This is a genomic window from Candidatus Omnitrophota bacterium (assembly GCA_030650275.1).
Taxonomy (GTDB): Bacteria; Omnitrophota; Gorgyraeia; order Zapsychrales; family Fredricksoniimonadaceae; genus JACPXN01.
This window is the reverse complement of sequence record JAUSEK010000001.1, coordinates 25781-43334: the sequence shown is the minus strand read 5'-3', so window position 1 is coordinate 43334 and position 17554 is coordinate 25781. Positions and strand designations below refer to the sequence as shown.

Annotated in this window: 17 protein-coding genes; all 17 read left to right on the top strand. The window is 56.4% G+C overall.

Annotated features, from left to right (window positions below; genetic code table 11):
• Positions 1-2: 2 nt before the first annotated feature.
• The 17 genes from truB (at position 3) to ftsA (ending at position 17549) form a co-directional block, all read left to right on the top strand.
• Positions 3-671: a tRNA pseudouridine(55) synthase TruB gene (gene truB / locus Q7K71_00220; GenBank protein ID MDO8674529.1), complete on the top strand. Its 669-nt coding sequence runs from the start codon at positions 3-5 to the stop codon at positions 669-671.
• The gene (locus Q7K71_00215; GenBank protein ID MDO8674528.1) at positions 634-1551 is read left to right on the top strand and encodes a bifunctional riboflavin kinase/FAD synthetase; all 918 of its coding nucleotides are present in this window, start codon (positions 634-636) and stop codon (positions 1549-1551) included. Before truB ends, Q7K71_00215 begins: the two co-directional genes overlap by 38 nt.
• 152 nt (positions 1552-1703) lie before the next feature.
• Positions 1704-2144: a division/cell wall cluster transcriptional repressor MraZ gene (mraZ, locus tag Q7K71_00210; GenBank protein MDO8674527.1), complete on the top strand. Its 441-nt coding sequence runs from the start codon at positions 1704-1706 to the stop codon at positions 2142-2144.
• On the top strand, positions 2129-3031 hold the full coding sequence (rsmH, locus tag Q7K71_00205; protein ID MDO8674526.1) for a 16S rRNA (cytosine(1402)-N(4))-methyltransferase RsmH: 903 nt from the start codon (positions 2129-2131) through the stop codon (positions 3029-3031). Before mraZ ends, rsmH begins: the two co-directional genes overlap by 16 nt.
• On the top strand, positions 3028-3324 hold the full coding sequence (locus tag Q7K71_00200) for a hypothetical protein (GenBank protein MDO8674525.1): 297 nt from the start codon (positions 3028-3030) through the stop codon (positions 3322-3324). The genes rsmH and Q7K71_00200 overlap by 4 nt, the downstream gene beginning before the upstream one ends.
• A 15-nt stretch (positions 3325-3339) precedes the next feature.
• Positions 3340-5028, top strand: coding sequence for a penicillin-binding transpeptidase domain-containing protein (locus tag Q7K71_00195; protein ID MDO8674524.1), 1689 nt, complete (start codon positions 3340-3342; stop codon positions 5026-5028).
• The gene (locus tag Q7K71_00190) at positions 5025-6509 is read left to right on the top strand and encodes a UDP-N-acetylmuramoyl-L-alanyl-D-glutamate--2,6-diaminopimelate ligase (GenBank protein ID MDO8674523.1); all 1485 of its coding nucleotides are present in this window, start codon (positions 5025-5027) and stop codon (positions 6507-6509) included. Before Q7K71_00195 ends, Q7K71_00190 begins: the two co-directional genes overlap by 4 nt.
• Positions 6485-7846 carry a UDP-N-acetylmuramoyl-tripeptide--D-alanyl-D-alanine ligase gene (murF, locus tag Q7K71_00185; protein ID MDO8674522.1) on the top strand — a complete coding sequence of 454 codons (1362 nt, stop codon included), beginning with the start codon at positions 6485-6487 and terminating at the stop codon, positions 7844-7846. Before Q7K71_00190 ends, murF begins: the two co-directional genes overlap by 25 nt.
• A 3-nt stretch (positions 7847-7849) precedes the next feature.
• The gene (gene mraY / locus Q7K71_00180; GenBank protein ID MDO8674521.1) at positions 7850-8941 is read left to right on the top strand and encodes a phospho-N-acetylmuramoyl-pentapeptide-transferase; all 1092 of its coding nucleotides are present in this window, start codon (positions 7850-7852) and stop codon (positions 8939-8941) included.
• Positions 8938-10209, top strand: a complete 1272-nt coding sequence (locus Q7K71_00175) for a Mur ligase family protein (GenBank protein MDO8674520.1) — start codon at positions 8938-8940, stop codon at positions 10207-10209. The genes mraY and Q7K71_00175 overlap by 4 nt, the downstream gene beginning before the upstream one ends.
• 78 nt (positions 10210-10287) lie before the next feature.
• Positions 10288-11382: a putative lipid II flippase FtsW gene (gene ftsW / locus Q7K71_00170; GenBank protein ID MDO8674519.1), complete on the top strand. Its 1095-nt coding sequence runs from the start codon at positions 10288-10290 to the stop codon at positions 11380-11382.
• Entirely contained in the window at positions 11379-12434 is a 1056-nt protein-coding gene (gene murG, locus Q7K71_00165; GenBank protein MDO8674518.1) for an undecaprenyldiphospho-muramoylpentapeptide beta-N-acetylglucosaminyltransferase, read from the top strand. The genes ftsW and murG overlap by 4 nt, the downstream gene beginning before the upstream one ends.
• Positions 12431-13222, top strand: coding sequence for a peptidase MA family metallohydrolase (locus Q7K71_00160; GenBank protein MDO8674517.1), 792 nt, complete (start codon positions 12431-12433; stop codon positions 13220-13222). Before murG ends, Q7K71_00160 begins: the two co-directional genes overlap by 4 nt.
• 4 nt (positions 13223-13226) lie before the next feature.
• Positions 13227-14621, top strand: coding sequence for a UDP-N-acetylmuramate--L-alanine ligase (gene murC / locus Q7K71_00155; protein ID MDO8674516.1), 1395 nt, complete (start codon positions 13227-13229; stop codon positions 14619-14621).
• Positions 14618-15565, top strand: a complete 948-nt coding sequence (locus tag Q7K71_00150; GenBank protein ID MDO8674515.1) for a D-alanine--D-alanine ligase — start codon at positions 14618-14620, stop codon at positions 15563-15565. Before murC ends, Q7K71_00150 begins: the two co-directional genes overlap by 4 nt.
• Complete coding sequence (locus Q7K71_00145; GenBank protein MDO8674514.1) at positions 15543-16313, top strand: cell division protein FtsQ/DivIB; 771 nt, start codon at positions 15543-15545, stop codon at positions 16311-16313. The genes Q7K71_00150 and Q7K71_00145 overlap by 23 nt, the downstream gene beginning before the upstream one ends.
• Before the next feature lie 6 nt (positions 16314-16319).
• Positions 16320-17549 carry a cell division protein FtsA gene (ftsA, locus tag Q7K71_00140; protein MDO8674513.1) on the top strand — a complete coding sequence of 410 codons (1230 nt, stop codon included), beginning with the start codon at positions 16320-16322 and terminating at the stop codon, positions 17547-17549.
• Positions 17550-17554: the final 5 nt, after the last annotated feature.

Sequence of the window (17554 nt, the reverse complement as noted above, 5' to 3'; positions counted from 1 at the left end):
ACATGGAAGGCGTTATTGTCGTCAATAAACCGCCGGGGATCACCTCCCACGACGTGGTCGGCTTTATCCGCAGGAAATTCAAGATGCGCCGGGTGGGGCATGCCGGGACGCTGGACCCTTTGGCCACCGGTGTGCTGGTGATGCTTTTGGGGAAGTCCACCAAGCTGTTCGACCGTTTTGTCGCTTTTGACAAGTCCTACCGCGCCACCTTGCGTTTGGGCACCAAGACCACCACCGCTGATATCATGGGCCAGGTCATTGAGGAAAAGCCGTTTTCCGGGATCACGCGTTCGCGCGTGGAAGAGGTTTTCAGGGGTTTCGTGGGGGACATTGAACAAAAACCGCCCATGGTTTCCGCGGTGAAGCATCAGGGCCAGCGGCTTTATAAGATCGCCCGCGAGGGCAAAAGCGTTGAACGCACGGCCCGCAAGGTGCGCGTGGACGAGGTGCGGCTGTTGTCGTTCGCCCTTCCAGAAGTGGAATTTTTTATGGCCTGTTCCAAGGGCACCTATGTCCGCCAATTGGCCGAAGATGTGGGCGATGTCCTTGGGTGCGGTGCCTGCATCAGCCAGATCGAGCGGACCAAGGTCGGGCCTTTTGACATCAAGGACGCGGTCAAACTTGAGGACTTAAATGAAGGTCATATCCGGTCTTGGCCGGGTCAAAATTAAACGCTCCTGCGTTGCCATCGGTATTTTTGACGGGGTGCACCGCGGCCATCAAATGCTGCTGGCGGCCATGGTGAAAGAGGCCCGCCGCCGGAAAGCCGTGCCGGTTGTCATTACTTTTTTTCCTCATCCTGCCCATGTTTTGTCTTCGTCCGCCAAGATCGATTATTTAGTTTCTCTGCGCCACCGGTTCAAACTTTTGGAAACGCTCGGGGTCAGGGTCTGCATCGTCATTCGTTTCACGCGGGCCTTTGCCGCCATCCGACCCGAGACCTTTATCCGCAGCGCTCTCGTCGGGCGTTTGGGCGTCCAGGCGGTTTTTGTGGGGGAAGATTTTCGTTTCGGCAAAGACCGCCGCGGGGACATCGCTCTTTTTAAGCGTTTGGGTGAACAATATGGTTATGTTGCCCATGGAGTGGCACCTTTAAAAGTCGGAGGCGAACCCATCAGCAGCACCCGTTTGCGCGGCTTGATAGCGTCGGGGAAATTGAGCGCGGCCCAACGCTTGTTGGGCAGGCCGTTTTCAGTCATGGCCGACGTGGTGCAAAGCCGCGGCCGCGGCCGGAGATTGGGATATCCGACGGCAAATTTGCGCTTGGGACCCAACATTTTACCGCCTCATGGTGTTTATGCCGTGCGGGTGGACGTCAAAGGAGAAATACGGCGCGGCGTTGCCAATCTGGGCGTGCGCCCCACGTTCAAGGAGAGAAAGCCGACCGTTCATTTGGAAGTGTATATTTTTGACCTCAACCAAAACCTCTACGGCCAGACCCTCGAAGTCCATTTTATAAAAAAGATCCGCAACGAACGCGTCTTTAAGACCCCGCAAGACCTTGTCCGCCAGATCGGCGCGGACGAACGCAAAGCCCGCAGCATTCTCTAATAAACATAAGATATTTTGTGTATTGACAACCCTTGGGCTATCCTTTATACTTGCCATCAAGTGGAATAAAGTGGTGGAAAGTGGAGTAAGTGGCCGAAGGCCATTTACGACATCCCGCGAAGCGGGATGGAGCCTGGCTAAAGGAGCCCTGTTTGTTTTACGGTGAACACATACACGGCATTGACAACAAAGGCCGCCTGATCCTGCCCGCGCGCATGCGCGAAATTGCCCGTGAGAACAATATTGAGAAGTTTTATGTCACCCGCGGCCTGGACAGATGCATTTTCATGTTCAGCGACCATGAGTGGCAGCTCCAGGAACAGAAATTCAAAGGCCTGTCATTCACCAAGCAGGAGGCCCGCAATTTCAACCGGATCTTTTTTTCCGGGGCCTGCGAGGTGCTCCCCGACAGGCAGGGACGTTTCATCATCCCCGATTACCTCAAGACCTTTGCGGGCATCAAGAAAGATACGGTGGTCATCGGTGTTTCCAACCGCATTGAAATTTGGGACACCGCGACCTGGCAGGCATTTTTTAACAGGACAAGCTCCGAGTTTGAGAAGACCGCGGAGAACATGTGGAATTTGACATAAAAGCCCACACGCCGGTCATGCCGCGGGAGGTCATGGACCTTTTGGCCCTTCCCGAAGGAGGCACGGCGGTGGACGGGACCTTGGGGTTAGCTGGCCATGCCGTGCTCATGGCCCGACAGTTGGGTCCCCAAGGACATTTGATCGGTATTGACCGCGACAGCACGTCCCTGGCCGAGGCTGAAAAACGGTTGGCTGGATTATCCTTAAGGATTGATTTGTTAAAGGGCAATTTCAGCGACGTCTTGCGTTTTTTGGCCCAAGTCCAGGTGACGGCTGTCGATGGTATTTTGTTGGACCTCGGCATATCCAGTTTTCAGCTGGATGACAGCGCGCGGGGTTTGAGTTTTCAACAGGACGGACCTCTGGATATGCGCATGGATGTAAACCAGGATTTGACGGCTGCGGACATCGTCAATACGTGGCCCGAAGAAAAGCTGGCGCAGGTCATTTGGGAATTCGGCGAGGAACGTTTTTCCCGGCGCATCGCCAAAACGATCATCCGCCGGCGCGCCGAAGCAAAGATCACCACAACACAGGACCTGGCCCGGAGTGTCCTGCTGTCTTTGCCCAAGGGTTATACCCGCGGGAAGATCCATCCGGCCACGCGCACATTCCAGGCGCTGCGCATCGTGGTCAACGATGAGATGGGATCATTGGAACGCGGCCTGGACGCTTGCTGTGGTGCTTTAAAACCGGGTGGACGCTTGTGCGTGATCGCGTTCCATTCGCTGGAGGATCGTATCGTTAAGAACAAATTCCGCGCCGAGGCCGCCCAGGGCACGGCGGAAATTTTGACAAAAAAACCGCTGCGCCCGGCGCAGGAAGAATGCGCCCTCAACGCGCGCAGCCGTAGCGCCCGGTTAAGGGCGATCCGGAGGTTAGCATGACGCTCAAAACATGGATACAGATCATGTCTTTCGCGACCGTGACCGCGCTCATGTATATCAACATGCAAACACAGATCGTGGATCTGGCGTATCAAGGCAAAGACAAACAGACCAGCGTCCATAAGTTATTAGATACCAACGGCGCGCTGACCCATCAGATCCTCGCTTTAAAATCCGCCAATAATTTGGGCAACCGGCTTCTGGAAAAAGACAGCAACATGCAGTTCATGGGCAAGGACCGGGTGATGACCCTGGTTTTGTCCGCCCGGGAGGCCAGGGCCTGGGACCATTAAGGACGGATCGAGAAATTGTACCTGCGTAAATATCCTCTTCGTTTTGCCGTTGTCTTCATCGTTCTGCTGGCAGGATTGTTGTATTCGGTCGTCTTCCTATTTTATATCCAGATCTTCCGTTCTTCTTTCCTCGCCCGACTTGCCCAGCGCCAGCATGAACACAGTGTCGTCCTCGAGCCCACCCGGGGGACCATTTATGACCGCAATTTGAGGCCCCTGGCCATTAACCTGCCTGTTTATTCAGTTTTTGCCAACGCGCGGGTGCTAAACAAGCGCCATGACCGCGACGCGATCATGCTGCGTCTGGCGGGGATCATCAAAATGGATCCCGCCCTTTTGCTTTTGAAACTCAAGAATGATAAATATTTTGTTTGGATCGTCCGCAAGCTGCCGCAGGACGTGTATGAACGCGTCGAGGAGGCAAAATTGCCGGGCATAGGGTTTGTCAAAGAGAGCAAACGTTTTTATCCAAACAAGACCCTGGCCGCGCATCTGATCGGATTTGCCGGTATGGATAATACCGGCCTCGAGGGGCTGGAACGCGACTATGACCGTTATCTGAAGGGCCAGGAGGGCTCTTCGGTCGTTATGCGCGACGCGCACCAGAGGGAATTGTTGCTGGAAAAAGGGTATGTCGCGCCTGTGGACGGGCTTGATCTGGTCCTGACCATTGATGAGACCATCCAGTTCATCGCCGAGCGGGCGCTGGAGAACATGTACCGGAAATACAATGCCAAGGGGGCCAGCATCATCGTGCTGGACCCCAGGACCGGGGAAATCCTGGCATTTGCCAACCGGCCCACCTATAATCTGGAAGAGCCCGGCAAGAGCCCAACGGAAAACAGGGTCAACCGCGCCATCGTGTTCACCTATGAACCGGGGTCTGTGTTTAAGATCGTGACGGCCGCCGCGGCCTTGCAGGAGGAAGTGGTCAAGGAAACAGATGTCATCAACTGCGAGCGCGGCACTTACCGCGTGGCCAATCATATTTTGCACGACCATGAGCCGGAGGGGCTTTTGACGTTCCGGCAGGTCATTGAACGTTCCAGCAATATCGGCACCGTCAAGGTGGCCCAGCGGCTGGGGCCCCGGCGCGTTTATAATTACGCGCATCATTTCCGTTTCGGCATGAGGACAGGCATCGACCTGCCCGGCGAGGCCAAGGGTTATTTAAAGCCCGTGCGGTTGTGGTCCAAAACATCCATCGGCGCTGTCCCCATCGGGCAGGAGGTGACGGTGACGGCCTTGCAATTGGCCGGGGCCATCGCGGCCATCGCCAACAACGGGATCTATATGCGTCCTTATGTCGTTCGATCTGTCCGTGACGCCAAGGGCCGGATCGTTAAGGAAGGCAAGCCGGTCATTCTGGACAAGATCATGACCCAGCAAACATCCTTGCGTTTGCGTTCGATCCTGCAGGGGGCCGTGGACAATGGCACGGGGAAAAAAGCCAAGATCCCGGGCGTTACGGTCGGTGGAAAGACGGGGACAGCCCAGAAGGTGGTGGACGGCGCGTATTCCCACGCGCATTTTTACGCGACCTTCATCGGTTTCGCGCCGGTGGGTGATCCGCGGCTGGCCGCGGTCGTTGTTTTTGACGATCCACATCCCGTGTATTACGGGGGATCGGTGGCAGCACCCGTCTTTCAGGAAGTGGTGGCCGATGCCCTTAAATATTTGAATGCCCGGGGTATGTCCAAATGATGCTGCTGCGTGAACTATTGCAAGGGACGGGGATCCATGTTCCGCCGGCTTACGCCCAGTATCCCGTAGGGTGCATCAGCTGCGACTCCCGTGAAGGCATGCCCGACGGGCTTTTTGTCGCCCTGCCGGGGTTCAAGGTCAATGGCGCGGATTTCATCAGGGAGGCTGTCAGGCAAGGCGCGCGGACCATCGTCAAACAGCAGGCCGGGCGTGTGCTGGGAGATCACACCATTCCCGATGACGTGTGCGTCCTGGATACCGTGGACACAAAAGCATTCTTGCGCCGGGTCACGCCGAGATTTTATGGCCATCCCGGCGGTCAGGTCAAGACCATCGGCATCACCGGCACCAACGGCAAAACGACGATCACCTATTTATTGGAGTCCGTCCTTCGTGCCGCCGGACAAAAATGCGGGGTCGTCGGCACGATCAATAGCCGCATCGGCACAACGTTTTTCCCGTCAAAGAACACAACGCCCGGCTATTTGGATAACCAGCGCTATCTGGCGCGTCTGGTCCAAGAGGGCGTGCCCTATTGTGTGATCGAGGCCTCGTCGCACGCGCTGGACCAGGGGCGTCTGGACGGCATTGATTTTGCCGTCGGGGTGTTCACCAACCTGACGCAGGACCATCTGGATTATCACGCGGACATGGCGGATTATTTCAGGGCTAAGTCCCTGTTATTTTCCCGCCTATCGCCCCAGGCCGCGGTCATCATCAATGCCGACGACGAATACGGCCGGCGTTTGAAGACCCTGACCCAAGCCCGGGTGTGGACCTATGCCATTGACGCGCCAGCGGATGTGTGCGCCGTGGACATCCGTTATGCTTTAAGCGGCACGGAATTTGATATCCATTTTTCAGGCGGAAAAATTCCCGTTCATACCCGCATGATCGGCCGGCATAATGTTTATAATATTTTAGCCGCATTCACCTGCGCCCTTGCGCAGGATTTTGCCGTGGAAACGATCGTGAAGGGCATTGAGGGTTTAAAGAATGTGCCCGGCCGTCTGCAGCCGGTGGATGCGGGTCAGGATTTTTTTGTATTCATTGATTACGCCCATACCGAGGATGGCCTGATCAACGTGCTGCGGGCCTTAAAAGCGGTGACGGCCAAGCGCGTCATCGTCGTGTTCGGCTGCGGCGGGGACCGTGACCATGGCAAAAGACCCAAGATGGGGCATGTGGCCTGTCTGCTCGCCGACCATTCGGTGGTGACCAGCGATAATCCCCGCAGCGAGGACCCGCAGGTGATCATTGACCAGATCACCGCGGGGTTCACCCGCACAAATTTTGAGACCTGTGTAGACCGCCGCGAAGCCATCGGCAGGGCGCTGAAGATGGCCAGGACCGGGGACCTGGTCCTCATCGCCGGCAAAGGACACGAGGAGCGTCAGATATTTCAGGACAAGACCATCCCGTTCAATGAGCGGGAGATCGTGATGGAATTTTTGAAATGTTCACCGTCAGAGAAATTATAGAAGCAACGGGAGGGAAGTTGACGCAGGGTGATGCGCGCGCGAGCGTGCGCGGGGTGTCCATTGATTCCCGTAGTGTGCGCAAAGGCGACCTTTTCATCGCCATCAAAGGGGACACCTTCGACGGGCATGATTTCGTGCGCGACGTCGTCGGCAAAGGCATTCGCGTTGTGCTCGTTGCCAAACCGGTCGCGGTCAAAAATAAAAATGCCGCTGTCATCCGCGTTGCGGACACGGTCCTGGCTTTGGGGCATCTGGCGCGTTTTCACCGGATGCGTTTTAAGATCCCGGTTCTCGCCATTACTGGTAGTGCGGGCAAGACCACGACCAAGGAAATGATCGCCGCTGTCCTGCGCCGTAACTATACGGTCCTTAAGAATGAGGGCACGCAGAATAATCATATCGGCGTGCCCATGACCTTGCTGAAACTTAAAAAATCCCATCAGGCGGCTGTGCTGGAATGCGCCACCAATCAGCCCGGGGACATCCCGTGGCTGGCGCAAATGGTCCGTCCGGATATCGCGGTTTTTACGAATATCGGCGTCTCTCACTTCGAAGGGCTCAAGGACATCAACGGTGTGTTGAGGGAAAAATGGCAAATGACATCGTTCATGCCCCGCATGGGTAAGATCGTGTTGAATGCGGATGATCCTTTGCTGGCAGCGCGGTGCGCGCGGGAAAAAAGATTGAACGTGATCACCTATGCCGTTGACGGCAAGGCGCGTTTTCAGGCAAAAGATGTCGGCGTTGTCAGAGGATGCCGCCTGCGCCTGATCTTAGAAGGAAAAACAATTGAACTGCGTTCCTGCGGGCGTAATAATGCGTATAATGCATTGGCAGCTTTTGCCTGCGGACGTTTATTGGGCGTCGCAGCGCGCGCGGCGGCAAAGGCCTTGAGCGCTTTTCATTTTCCCAAAGGCCGGCAGGAATTCATCCGTTTGGGCAAGGGGTGGCTGATCGATGATTCGTATAATGCCAACCCGGTGTCCATGGCCGGCGCCATTGAAACGTTGTCCGCTTTGAAAGGCCGAGGCAAAAAGATCCTGGTCGCGGCGGACATGCTGGAATTGGGAACAAGGTCGGCCGCCTATCACCGCAGCGCGGGCAAGAGGACGGCGCAGGCCGGTATTGACGTCCTGATCACCGTCGGTCCGTTGGCCCGGAACATCGCCCGCGGCGCGCTCGCGGTCCGTCCGGACATGTCTGTTTTTTCTTACGACGACGTTCAGGACGCCGGGACGAAATTAAGGAAGGTCCTCGCCGATGGGGATGCTGTTTTGGTCAAGGGGTCGCGCCGGATGAAAATGGAGGGAGTCGTCCGGTCTTTGTTGAAAGGATAGTGCATGTTTTATTTCTTGTCGGATCTCATCCACCTGTCCGGGGCCTTTAATATTTTCCGTTACATCACCTTCCGCACAGGCATGGCAGGGGTGACGGCTTTTTTGCTGTGCATCATTTTTGGTCCCCTGTTCATCCGTTCTTTTAAAGACAGACGCATCCGCGAGATCGCCAAACGCAATGACGCCCCGGCCCTGGACCAATTCCAGGAAAAGAAAGAAGGGACCCCGACCATGGGAGGGGTGTTCATCGTCGGCAGCATCCTTGCCTCCGTGCTGTTGTGGGGGAACCTGACCAATCCGTTCATTTTGCTCACCGCTTTTGTCTGTTTGTGCCTGGCCGTGATCGGCGGCCTTGATGATGCGATGAAATTGGCCGGTGTTCCGGCCAAGGGCCGCGGCATGAGCGCGCGCGCCAAATTGCTGGGGCAGGCGTTACTGGCCGCCGCTGTCGGCGTGTATCTCTATTTGCATCCGGCGACCTCTTCATTTCTGGACGTGCCGTTCTTTAAGAACCTGATCATTAATTTGGGCGCGTTTTTTGTGTTTTGGGTCGTGCTCGTCATTGTCGGCGCTTCCAACGCGGTCAATCTCACCGACGGGCTGGACGGCCTGGCCATCGGGTGCACGCTGATGGTGGCCTTTACGCTGGGCGCGCTCAGTTATGTCACGGGCAATTTCCAGATGAGCGAATATTTGCTCATCCCGCATGTGCCGGGCGCCGGTGAACTCACGGTCTTTTGTGCTGCCATCGTCGGGGCAAGTCTGGGATTTTTGTGGTTCAATTGCCATCCGGCCAGCGTCTTCATGGGCGATGTGGGGTCTTTGCCCCTGGGCGGCTGTTTGGGGGTGATCGCCATCCTCATTAAAAAGGAGGTCTGGCTTGTGGTCCTGGGCGGCGTGTTCGTGGTGGAAGCGGTCTCGGTCATCCTGCAGGTGGCCTCGTTCAAATTGACAGGCAAACGCCTGTTCAAAATGTCCCCCTTTCATCATCATTTGCAATTGTCCGGATGGAACGAGAACAAGATCATCGTGCGCTTTTGGATCTGCGCCATCATTTTGGCCATACTGACACTGACCACGCTTAAGATCAGATGACCCTATCCGCTTTTAACGTCAAAGGCAAAAGAGTGACGGTCATCGGGGCCGCCCGCAGCGGCATCGCCGTGGCCAATGCCGTCGTGCGCCTGGGAGGGGCGGCAAAAATATCAGAGTTCAAGCCCCGCGCCTCGGTTGAAAAAGAATTGTCCGGCCTGACCAGTCCGCAACAGGTCCAGATCGAATGCGGCGGGCATACCAGGGTCTTTATCGCAAACAGCGACTATATCGTTTTAAGCCCGGGGGTGCGCCGGGACATTGAAGCCGTTGGCTGGGCGCAGGCGGCGGGCGTTGAGGTGATGGGGGAAATTGAGTTCGCGTTCCGTTTATGCCCGTGCCCCATCATCGCGGTGACCGGCAGTAACGGCAAGACCACGACATCCACCCTGATCGCCGCCATTCTTAAGGCCGCTGGCCGCGGGGTGTGTTTGTGCGGCAATATCGGCAGTCCTTTTTCCAAACATGTGCTGGACCTGCAGCCGTCGGATACCGTGGTTTTGGAGATCAGTTCTTTTCAATTGGAATCCACCATACATTTTAAACCGCACGTCGGGGTGTGGCTGAATTTCAGCCGGAACCATCTGGACCGGCACAAGGACCCGCAGGAGTATTTTGACGCCAAGGCAAAACTTTTTGCCGATCAGGACGAGAATGATGCGGCGATCCTGGGTGATCAGCCCGAACTGAGGGAGATGGCGGGGCATTTAAAAAGCCATGTTGTGTTTTTTAACGATTCCGTCGCGCCCAAGGATATCAACAACCCCAATCATTTGGCGGCGTTGGCTGCGGCGCGGGCCCTGGGTATTGCCGATGAGATCTCCCGGAAGGTTTTCGCGGAATTCAAAGGGGTTGAACATCGCCAGGAATGGGTGCGCGCTTTGGACGGGGTGGATTACATCAATGATTCTAAGTCCACGACACCGGAAGCGGGCCGCTGGGCCCTGACGCATTTGAAAAAACCCATGGTCATGATCTGCGGGGGCAGCGATAAACACCTGGATTTTTCTTTGTTAAAGGATATCGTCAAGGCCAGGGTCAAAAAAATGGTCGTCATCGGGCAGACCAAAGAACTATTGCGCGCCACATTTGCCGATGTCGTTCCCGTTGAAGTTTGCGGGTCCTTGCCCGAAGCGGTTGAAACAGCCCGGCGCGCGGCCAAGACCGGAGATTGCGTGGTTTTATCACCCATGTGCGCCAGTTTTGACATGTTCAACGACTACGAGCACCGCGGGCGGATGTTTAAGGAAATTGTTAATCAATTGGTATGAATTATGGGGACACAAAACTTAATTCCTGTGTTTATTCATGGTTGAATTAAGTATTGTGTCCCTATAATTCCGTAAGATATGCGTGAAACAAGGACATCGCTGACCATGGTTGTGCTGGCCCTTGTCTGCATCGGCATTGTCATGATCTACAGCGCCAGCTGTGTGAACGCCATGCAGACCAATCACGACAGTTTGTATTACCTGAAACGCCACCTGTTGTTTTTGTTCATCGGTTTGAGCATGTGCCTGGCCGCGATGGCCGTGGATTACCGGCTCATCCAGCCGTATGCCGGCCGCATTTTGCTGTTGAGCATCGTCCTTTTGGTGCTGGTCCTCATCCCGTACATCGGCAAGGAAAGTTACGGAGCCCGGCGCTGGTTTAGGATCGGCATGTTCAACTTTCAGCCCTCGGAATTGGCCAAACTGGCCGTCATCGTCTACACCGCTGATTTCTTAAGCCGCAAACAGATGATCATCAAAAGTTTTTGGAAAGGGTTCGTGCCGCCCATTCTGGTCATGGGCCTTGTTTGCGTCCTGACCGTCAAACAGCCGGACCTGGGGACCACGGTCGAGATCGCGGTGGTCATGCTGGGCATGCTTTTGATCGCCGGCGCGAGATTATGGCATTTGGGGCTGGTCGCTTTTTTAAGCGTCCCGGTGCTCGTGTATCTGATCATCAAGGCGCCTTACCGCATGGCGCGCATCAGCGCGTTTTTGGACCCCTGGCAGGACAGCCAGGGCATCGGGTTCCAGCTGACGCAATCCCAGATCGCGCTGGGTTCCGGCGGTGTTTTCGGCGTGGGCCTGGGCCACAGCCAGCAGAAATTATTTTACCTGCCGGCGGCGCATACGGATTTCATCCTCTCCATTATCGGCGAGGAATTGGGATTGATCGGGACGCTGGCGGTCATCATCCTTTTCGCGGTTTTCATCTGGCTGGGCACCCGGATCATCCGTCAGGCCGATGATCCTTTCGGGTTTTTCCTGGGCACCGGCATCGTCATGATGCTGGGCCTGCAGGCGGTGGTCAACGCGGGGGTGAGCATCGGCGCGTTCCCGACCAAGGGTTTGCCGCTGCCCTTTATCAGTTACGGCGGGTCGGCGCTGATCTTTCATCTGGCGGCCATAGGCATTTTATTGAACATTTCCAAGGTCCAGGAGTACCGATCGTGAGAATATTACTGGCGACCGGCGGCAGCGGCGGGCATATGTTCCCTGCCCTGTGCACCGCATTGGTTTTGAGAGCGCGCGGGCATGAGGTGGTCTTTGCCGGCGCTTTGGCGGCGGGGGAGGCAAAGATCAAAGACGAGGGCTTCGTTTGTCATCGCATTGACGCCGCGGGTTTGAGCGCGCGCACGCCCTGGGGGTTGGCCGCGTGGATGGCGGGGACGGCCAAGGCCTTTGGCCGTGCCCGGCGGATCGTCAGGGACATCCGTCCGGACAAGGTCCTGGGCTTTGGCGGCTACGGGTCTTTTCCCGTCGCGGCCGCGGCATGGGCCGAGCGGATCCCGCTCATGATCCACGAACAGAACGTTGTGCCGGGAAAAGCCAATCGCGTGATGGCGTTGATGGCCAAACGCATCGCCGTCACTTTTTCCGTCAGCAAATGGTATTTCAGCGCTTCTAAAACGGTCCATACCGGATGCCCCTGCCATCAGAACGCCCCATTCGTTCCAAAAGAAGTATTACGCCTTAAATTCGGCCTTGACCCTGCCGGTCCCGTCATTTTAATTTTGGGAGGGAGCCAGGGGAGTCAGCGTTTGAATGCCCTGGTTTTTGAAATGCTGGTATTGCTGGGGACAAAGGTCCAGGCCATCCATATGACCGGCAGGCATGACCATCCTGTTTACGCCGCAAAATACCGCAAGGCCGGTCTTCGCGTTAAGGCCTACGCTTTTTTAAGCCCCGTTGAGGAGGCCTATGCCGCTGCCGACATGGTCATTGCCCGCGCCGGCGCCGCCACGGTGTGTGAATTGGCGGCGTTCGCGCTCCCGTCGGTCCTGGTGCCTTATCCTTTTGCCGGCGGCCATCAAAAATATAACGCGGCTGTATTATCGGACGTTGGCGCGGCTGTTTTGCTGGAAGAAAAAGATTGCACTGCGGAATTGTTGAAACAGGCCGTTGAGAAGATGCTCGCACAGCCGATCGGCGTGCGCGCCAGGACCCAAAATATTTTTGTGCCTGACGCCCCGCAGCGTTTGGTCCAAGCCCTGGAGGAATTATGAACGTCGTTGGCCGCGTAGGACTGACCGTTCTGTGTATGTTTTTGACGTCGGATGTTTTTGCCGCGCCGTCTTCGCAGAAATGGGAAGAGCAAAAGGGGCAGAATTTCATCATCTATGACAGGGACGTGCCGCAGGATTTCGTGGACACCGTGATGGCGTCCGCGGAGGAGGACTTCAGGAGGGTCACCGCCAATTTAGGGATCAGCCGTTATCAGAGCTGGTCGTGGGACAAACGCGCGGTCATTTACATTTACCGCGACGAAGAGGATTATGTCCTAAACGGCGGACAGGCCGGCTGGTCCCACGGAACGGCCCTGGCGGAGGCAAAGGTGATCAAGACCTACCCGTCGGCGCAAGGGTTTTTTGATTCCATGCTCCCCCACGAGCTGGGGCATATCATCTTCCGCGAATTCGTCGGCATGTCCGCGGATGTCCCTTTGTGGTTTGAGGAGGGGGTGGCCATGTACCAGGAAAAGGCCAAACGTTTCGGTTCTGACCGCGCTGTGCGCCAAGCCATTGAAAAAGGTCAATTTATTCCTTTAACTGGATTGGCGGATATGCGATTATATAGAGATACGGATGAAAATACCGTCCAGCTTTTTTATGCCGAGGCGGCCAGCGCCGTGTATTTCCTGATCACTGAATTTGACGAGCAGCATTTTTACAAACTTTGCCGGGAACTCAAGAAGAACACGCGTTTTGAAGATGCCTTGCGTCAAACGTATGTACACATCAAGAGTTTGGAAGATCTCAATGCCATGTGGTTGAGGCGCCTTCAGGGCGGTTAAAGGTATGCGCAAACATTATCATCTGATCGGCATCGGCGGCATCGGCATGGGGGCTTTGGCCTCGTTGCTTTTGGCCAAGGGACATAAGGTCAGCGGTTCGGACTTAAAAGCGAGCGACCTGACCGGCCGGTTGAAAGAAAACGGGGCCGAGATCACCATCGGGCATCATGCCAGCAATGTCCGGGGCCCCGATTTCGTGGTCTACTCCTCGGCGGTGTCCATCGCCAATCCTGAACGTATTGAATCCGTCAGCCGCAAGATCCCCCTGCTGCGCCGCGCCGAGGTCCTGGCCCAATTGGTCAATGAACAGACCGCGATCACCGTGGCCGGCGCCCACGGCAAGACCACGACCACGTCCATGGTCGCCTTGCTGTTGGTTGAGGCGGGTCTGAACCCCACCACCGCCGTCGGCGGTATCGTCAAGGGCAGCGATCATCACGCGCATCTGGGTGAGGGCAGGTATTTTGTGGCCGAGGTGGATGAGAGCGATGGGACATTTTTGTATTTTAAGCCGCATTTTTCCATCATCACCAATGTGGATTTTGAGCACGTGGACCATTACAAGGATTGGGACGGCATCTTGAGCGCTTACGCCAAATTCATGCAATGCACGCGCCCCGGGGGAACAGTGATCATCTGCGGGCAGGACGAACGCCTGCGCCGCCTGGCAAAAACCCATGCGCCGCGGACACGGGTGTATGGTTTTGACCGCTCTTTTGACGTCACGGCCACCGATGTCATCACCGACGGGTTCCATTCCCGTTTTTCCTGCCGGACGCCCCAGGGGAAATTGGGGGACTTTGAACTTGCCGTTGGCGGCGAACACAATGTCCTCAATGCCTTGGCCTGCATCACCCTCGGGCTTGAATTGAACATTGACCTTGCGGTGATCCGGCGGACCTTGAGAACGTTTTCCGGCGTCAGACGCCGCTTCCAGTTCAAGGGCGAGGCCGGTGATATCATGGTGGTGGACGATTATGGCCATCACCCGACGGAGATCACCGCCACCCTGAAGGCGGCGCGCCTTTTTGCCGGCCGGCGTTTGCTGACGGTGTTCCAGCCGCACCGTTATTCGCGCACCAAATTCCTTTTGGATGAGTTCGCGCGCAGCTTGGACCTCACCGATGAATTGATCCTCACCGATATTTATGCCGCCGGCGAGAAACCCAATGAAGGCGCGACCGCTTCGCAATTGTTTGAGCGGGTCCGTTGCGTTCTGGGCCGCAGGGCCTCGTATCTCAAAAAAGGATCCATCATTGAAACCCTTGTCCGTGTTGCGCGGCCCGGGGACCTGGTGCTTTTTTTGGGCGCCGGGGACATCACGGATCTGTGTGAACCGTTTTTGGCGGCGCTCAGAGAGCGCACCGGTGCCGTCAGTCACAGGGAGCCATTGGTATGAGCGGACGTTTCGGGACCATCGGCGTTTTGATGGGTGGCTATTCGTCCGAAAGGGAAATTTCTTTAAGGTCGGGACGGGCGGTCGCCCTTGCATTGTCCGGAGCCGGCCATCAGGCCGTGCCTGTTGACATCAACGTTTCCGACCAGGGCCTCATCAGGACGCTGCTGCGGGACGCTGCTATGGACATCGCCTTTATCGCCTTGCACGGCCGTTTGGGGGAGGATGGAGTGATCCAGTCCATTTTGGAAGAAATGGATATTCCTTATACGGGCTGCGGCCCCGACGCCAGCCGTCTGGCGTTTGATAAGACCATAACCCAAACCCTGTTCAAGCAGGCGGGCATTCCCGTGCCGCCGCATGTCTGCATCACGGACGGGGACCCGGTCACTTTTAAGGATGTTTTCGCCGCGCTCAAGAATTTGCCGTTCGTGGTCAAGGCCGCGTGCGAGGGCTCCAGCATCGGGGTCTATATCGTGCGCCATCCTTCCCAGTGGGAATCGGCCTTCAAGGACGCTTTGTCGTTCGGTGGGCGCGTGATCGTTGAGCGGTTCATCAAGGGGAGGGAATTCACCGCGGGTATTTTTGACCGCGAGGTCCTGCCCTTGGTCGAGATCCGTCCGCCTTCCGCTTTTTTTGATTTCACCTCCAAATACCAGAAAGGGTTGACCCAATACACCGTTCCCGCGGACATTGATCAGGCCCTGACACAACGTATCCGGCAGATCGCTTTGGCCGCCCATGATATCCTCGGGTGTGAGGCCTTCTCGCGGGTGGATCTGCGCGTGGATGAAAAGGGTGACCCTTATATTCTGGAGATCAACACCATTCCCGGATTCACCGAAACAAGCTTGTTCCCCAAGGCCGCTTTCAAGGCCGGGTATTCGTTCGCGGGGGTATGCGAAAAACTTTTGGACCTGGCCTATGGCAAAAAAGTCAAACATTAACATCCCGGGCATTGCGGTCATCCGGACCATTGTTTTTTTGTTCATCGCCCTGGTGGTCTTTTCAGCGTATGCCAAAACCGTGGATTTCTTGACGACATCGCCGCTGTTTGCGGTCAAGGACGTGCTGGTTGACGCGTCGATCCGGTTCATTGATGCCCGGGACCTGCGCGGGTTAAAGGGGCACAATATTTTTAAGGTGGATGTCCGCAAAGTGCATTCCCGGTTGAGCGCGCAATACCCGCAGATCGCGCAATTGCGGGTCATCCGCCAGTTTCCCGACAAGATCAAGGTCCTGGCCAAGAAGCGCGATGTTGTGGCACAGGTGCGCCGGAAAAATAAATTTTTACTCGTGGATACCGCGGGGGTCGCGCTTTATAACGCGGATACCCAGCAGCCGTCCTTGCCTGTCGTCAACGGCATTGTTCTAAGGCCCAGGGTGGTCCTGGGCGCTCCTGTCGTTTCCAGGTCCCTGCGGGCGGTGGTGGCCATCCTGAATGAGTTCAAGGGCCATCCGCGCACGGCCTTGCTTAAGATCACAGCCGTTGATGCCGCCAACCCGTCGAAGATCGAGTTCATTCTCGACGGCGGACTGCGCGTGATCCTGGACCAGGACCATTTTCCGTTGAAAGTGCAGAAGTTTGAGGTCCTTTTGGCCCAAAGGAACGTTGAATGGGCCCGGGCCCGGTATGTTGATCTGCGGTTTGCCGAGCCCATCATCGCCGGGACCGATGAGGAAAGGACAAAATAACAGCGTATGTTCAAGAGAGTCGCGCGATTGAAATATTTTTGCGGTTTGGACCTGGGGGCCAGTGAGTTCAAGGTCGCCCTGGTCAAGGCGCAGGATGCACAGAACCTGGAGCTGTTGGGGGTTTTTCAAACCCGCGCGATGGGGCTCAAGGACGGGTCTGTCAGCGATCTGGAGGACCTGTCCCAATGCATCAAGTCCGCCGTTAAAAGTGTGGCCCGGAAATTTTCCGTTGAGGTCCGCAGCTTACGTGTCGGAATAGGTGCGGACGCGTTGAGCGTGCACCGTAGTGCCGCGGTCATTCCCCTGATCGACGCCGGCACCAAGGTCATCAGCCCTTCGGACATCCGCAAGGTCAACCACCAGGCCCGGTTGCTGGGGGTCGATATCGACGAGGAAACGATCCACGATTTTCCCCAGATGTACAGGGTGGATGACGTTAACGCGGCATTGAACCCCGCGGGGCTTTTCGGCCGCAAACTTGAGTCCAATATTTTGATCCTGGCCGCCAAGGCCAATCGTTTGCGCAATGTGGTGCAGGCCGTGCATCAGGCCGGTTTCGAGGTGGACCGCCTGTCCTGTTCCTCCTATGCCGCCGCTGAAGTGGTGTTGGATAAAAATCTTAAGGACAGGGGGTGCGTTCTGGTCGATATCGGCGCCAAGCTGACCAATGTCCTGTTATTCAAGGACGGCGTGCTGCGCGATATCCAATTGATCCCCTGGGGAGGGCAGTATGTCACCCAAACCCTCGCGGACCGTTTGAGCCTGACGATCGAAAAGGCCGAGGAGATCAAGCGCCTGCATGCCGTTGCCGCGCCGGGTCCGTCGGCGGAAACAGGTGACATCCTGGTTCTGCGCGCCACAGAGTATGTCCCGGTCAGCCGCCAATCGGTCTGCGATGCCGTTGGTTGGGAGATCGAGAATTTCCTGACGCATCTGGAAACGGTGATCGAGGGGTCCGTCCTTGTCCATGATCTCAACGGCGGCATTGTCATGGTCGGGGGAGGGGCTTTATTGCCCGGGCTCATGGAACGCGTTGAGCAACGGGTCCATCTGCCGGTTGGGATGGGCGTCGGGGCCAAGGGCCTGAACAATGTTCCGGTTTTTGCCGGCGCCATCGGTCTGGCCAAGATGAATTATCTGCAAAATACCGAAGAGTCCATCCATTGGGGCAGGGCCGGCCAGATCAAGAACAAGGTTTTGACGCAGTTGAAGGACATGTGCCAGGAATATTTTTAATTTGC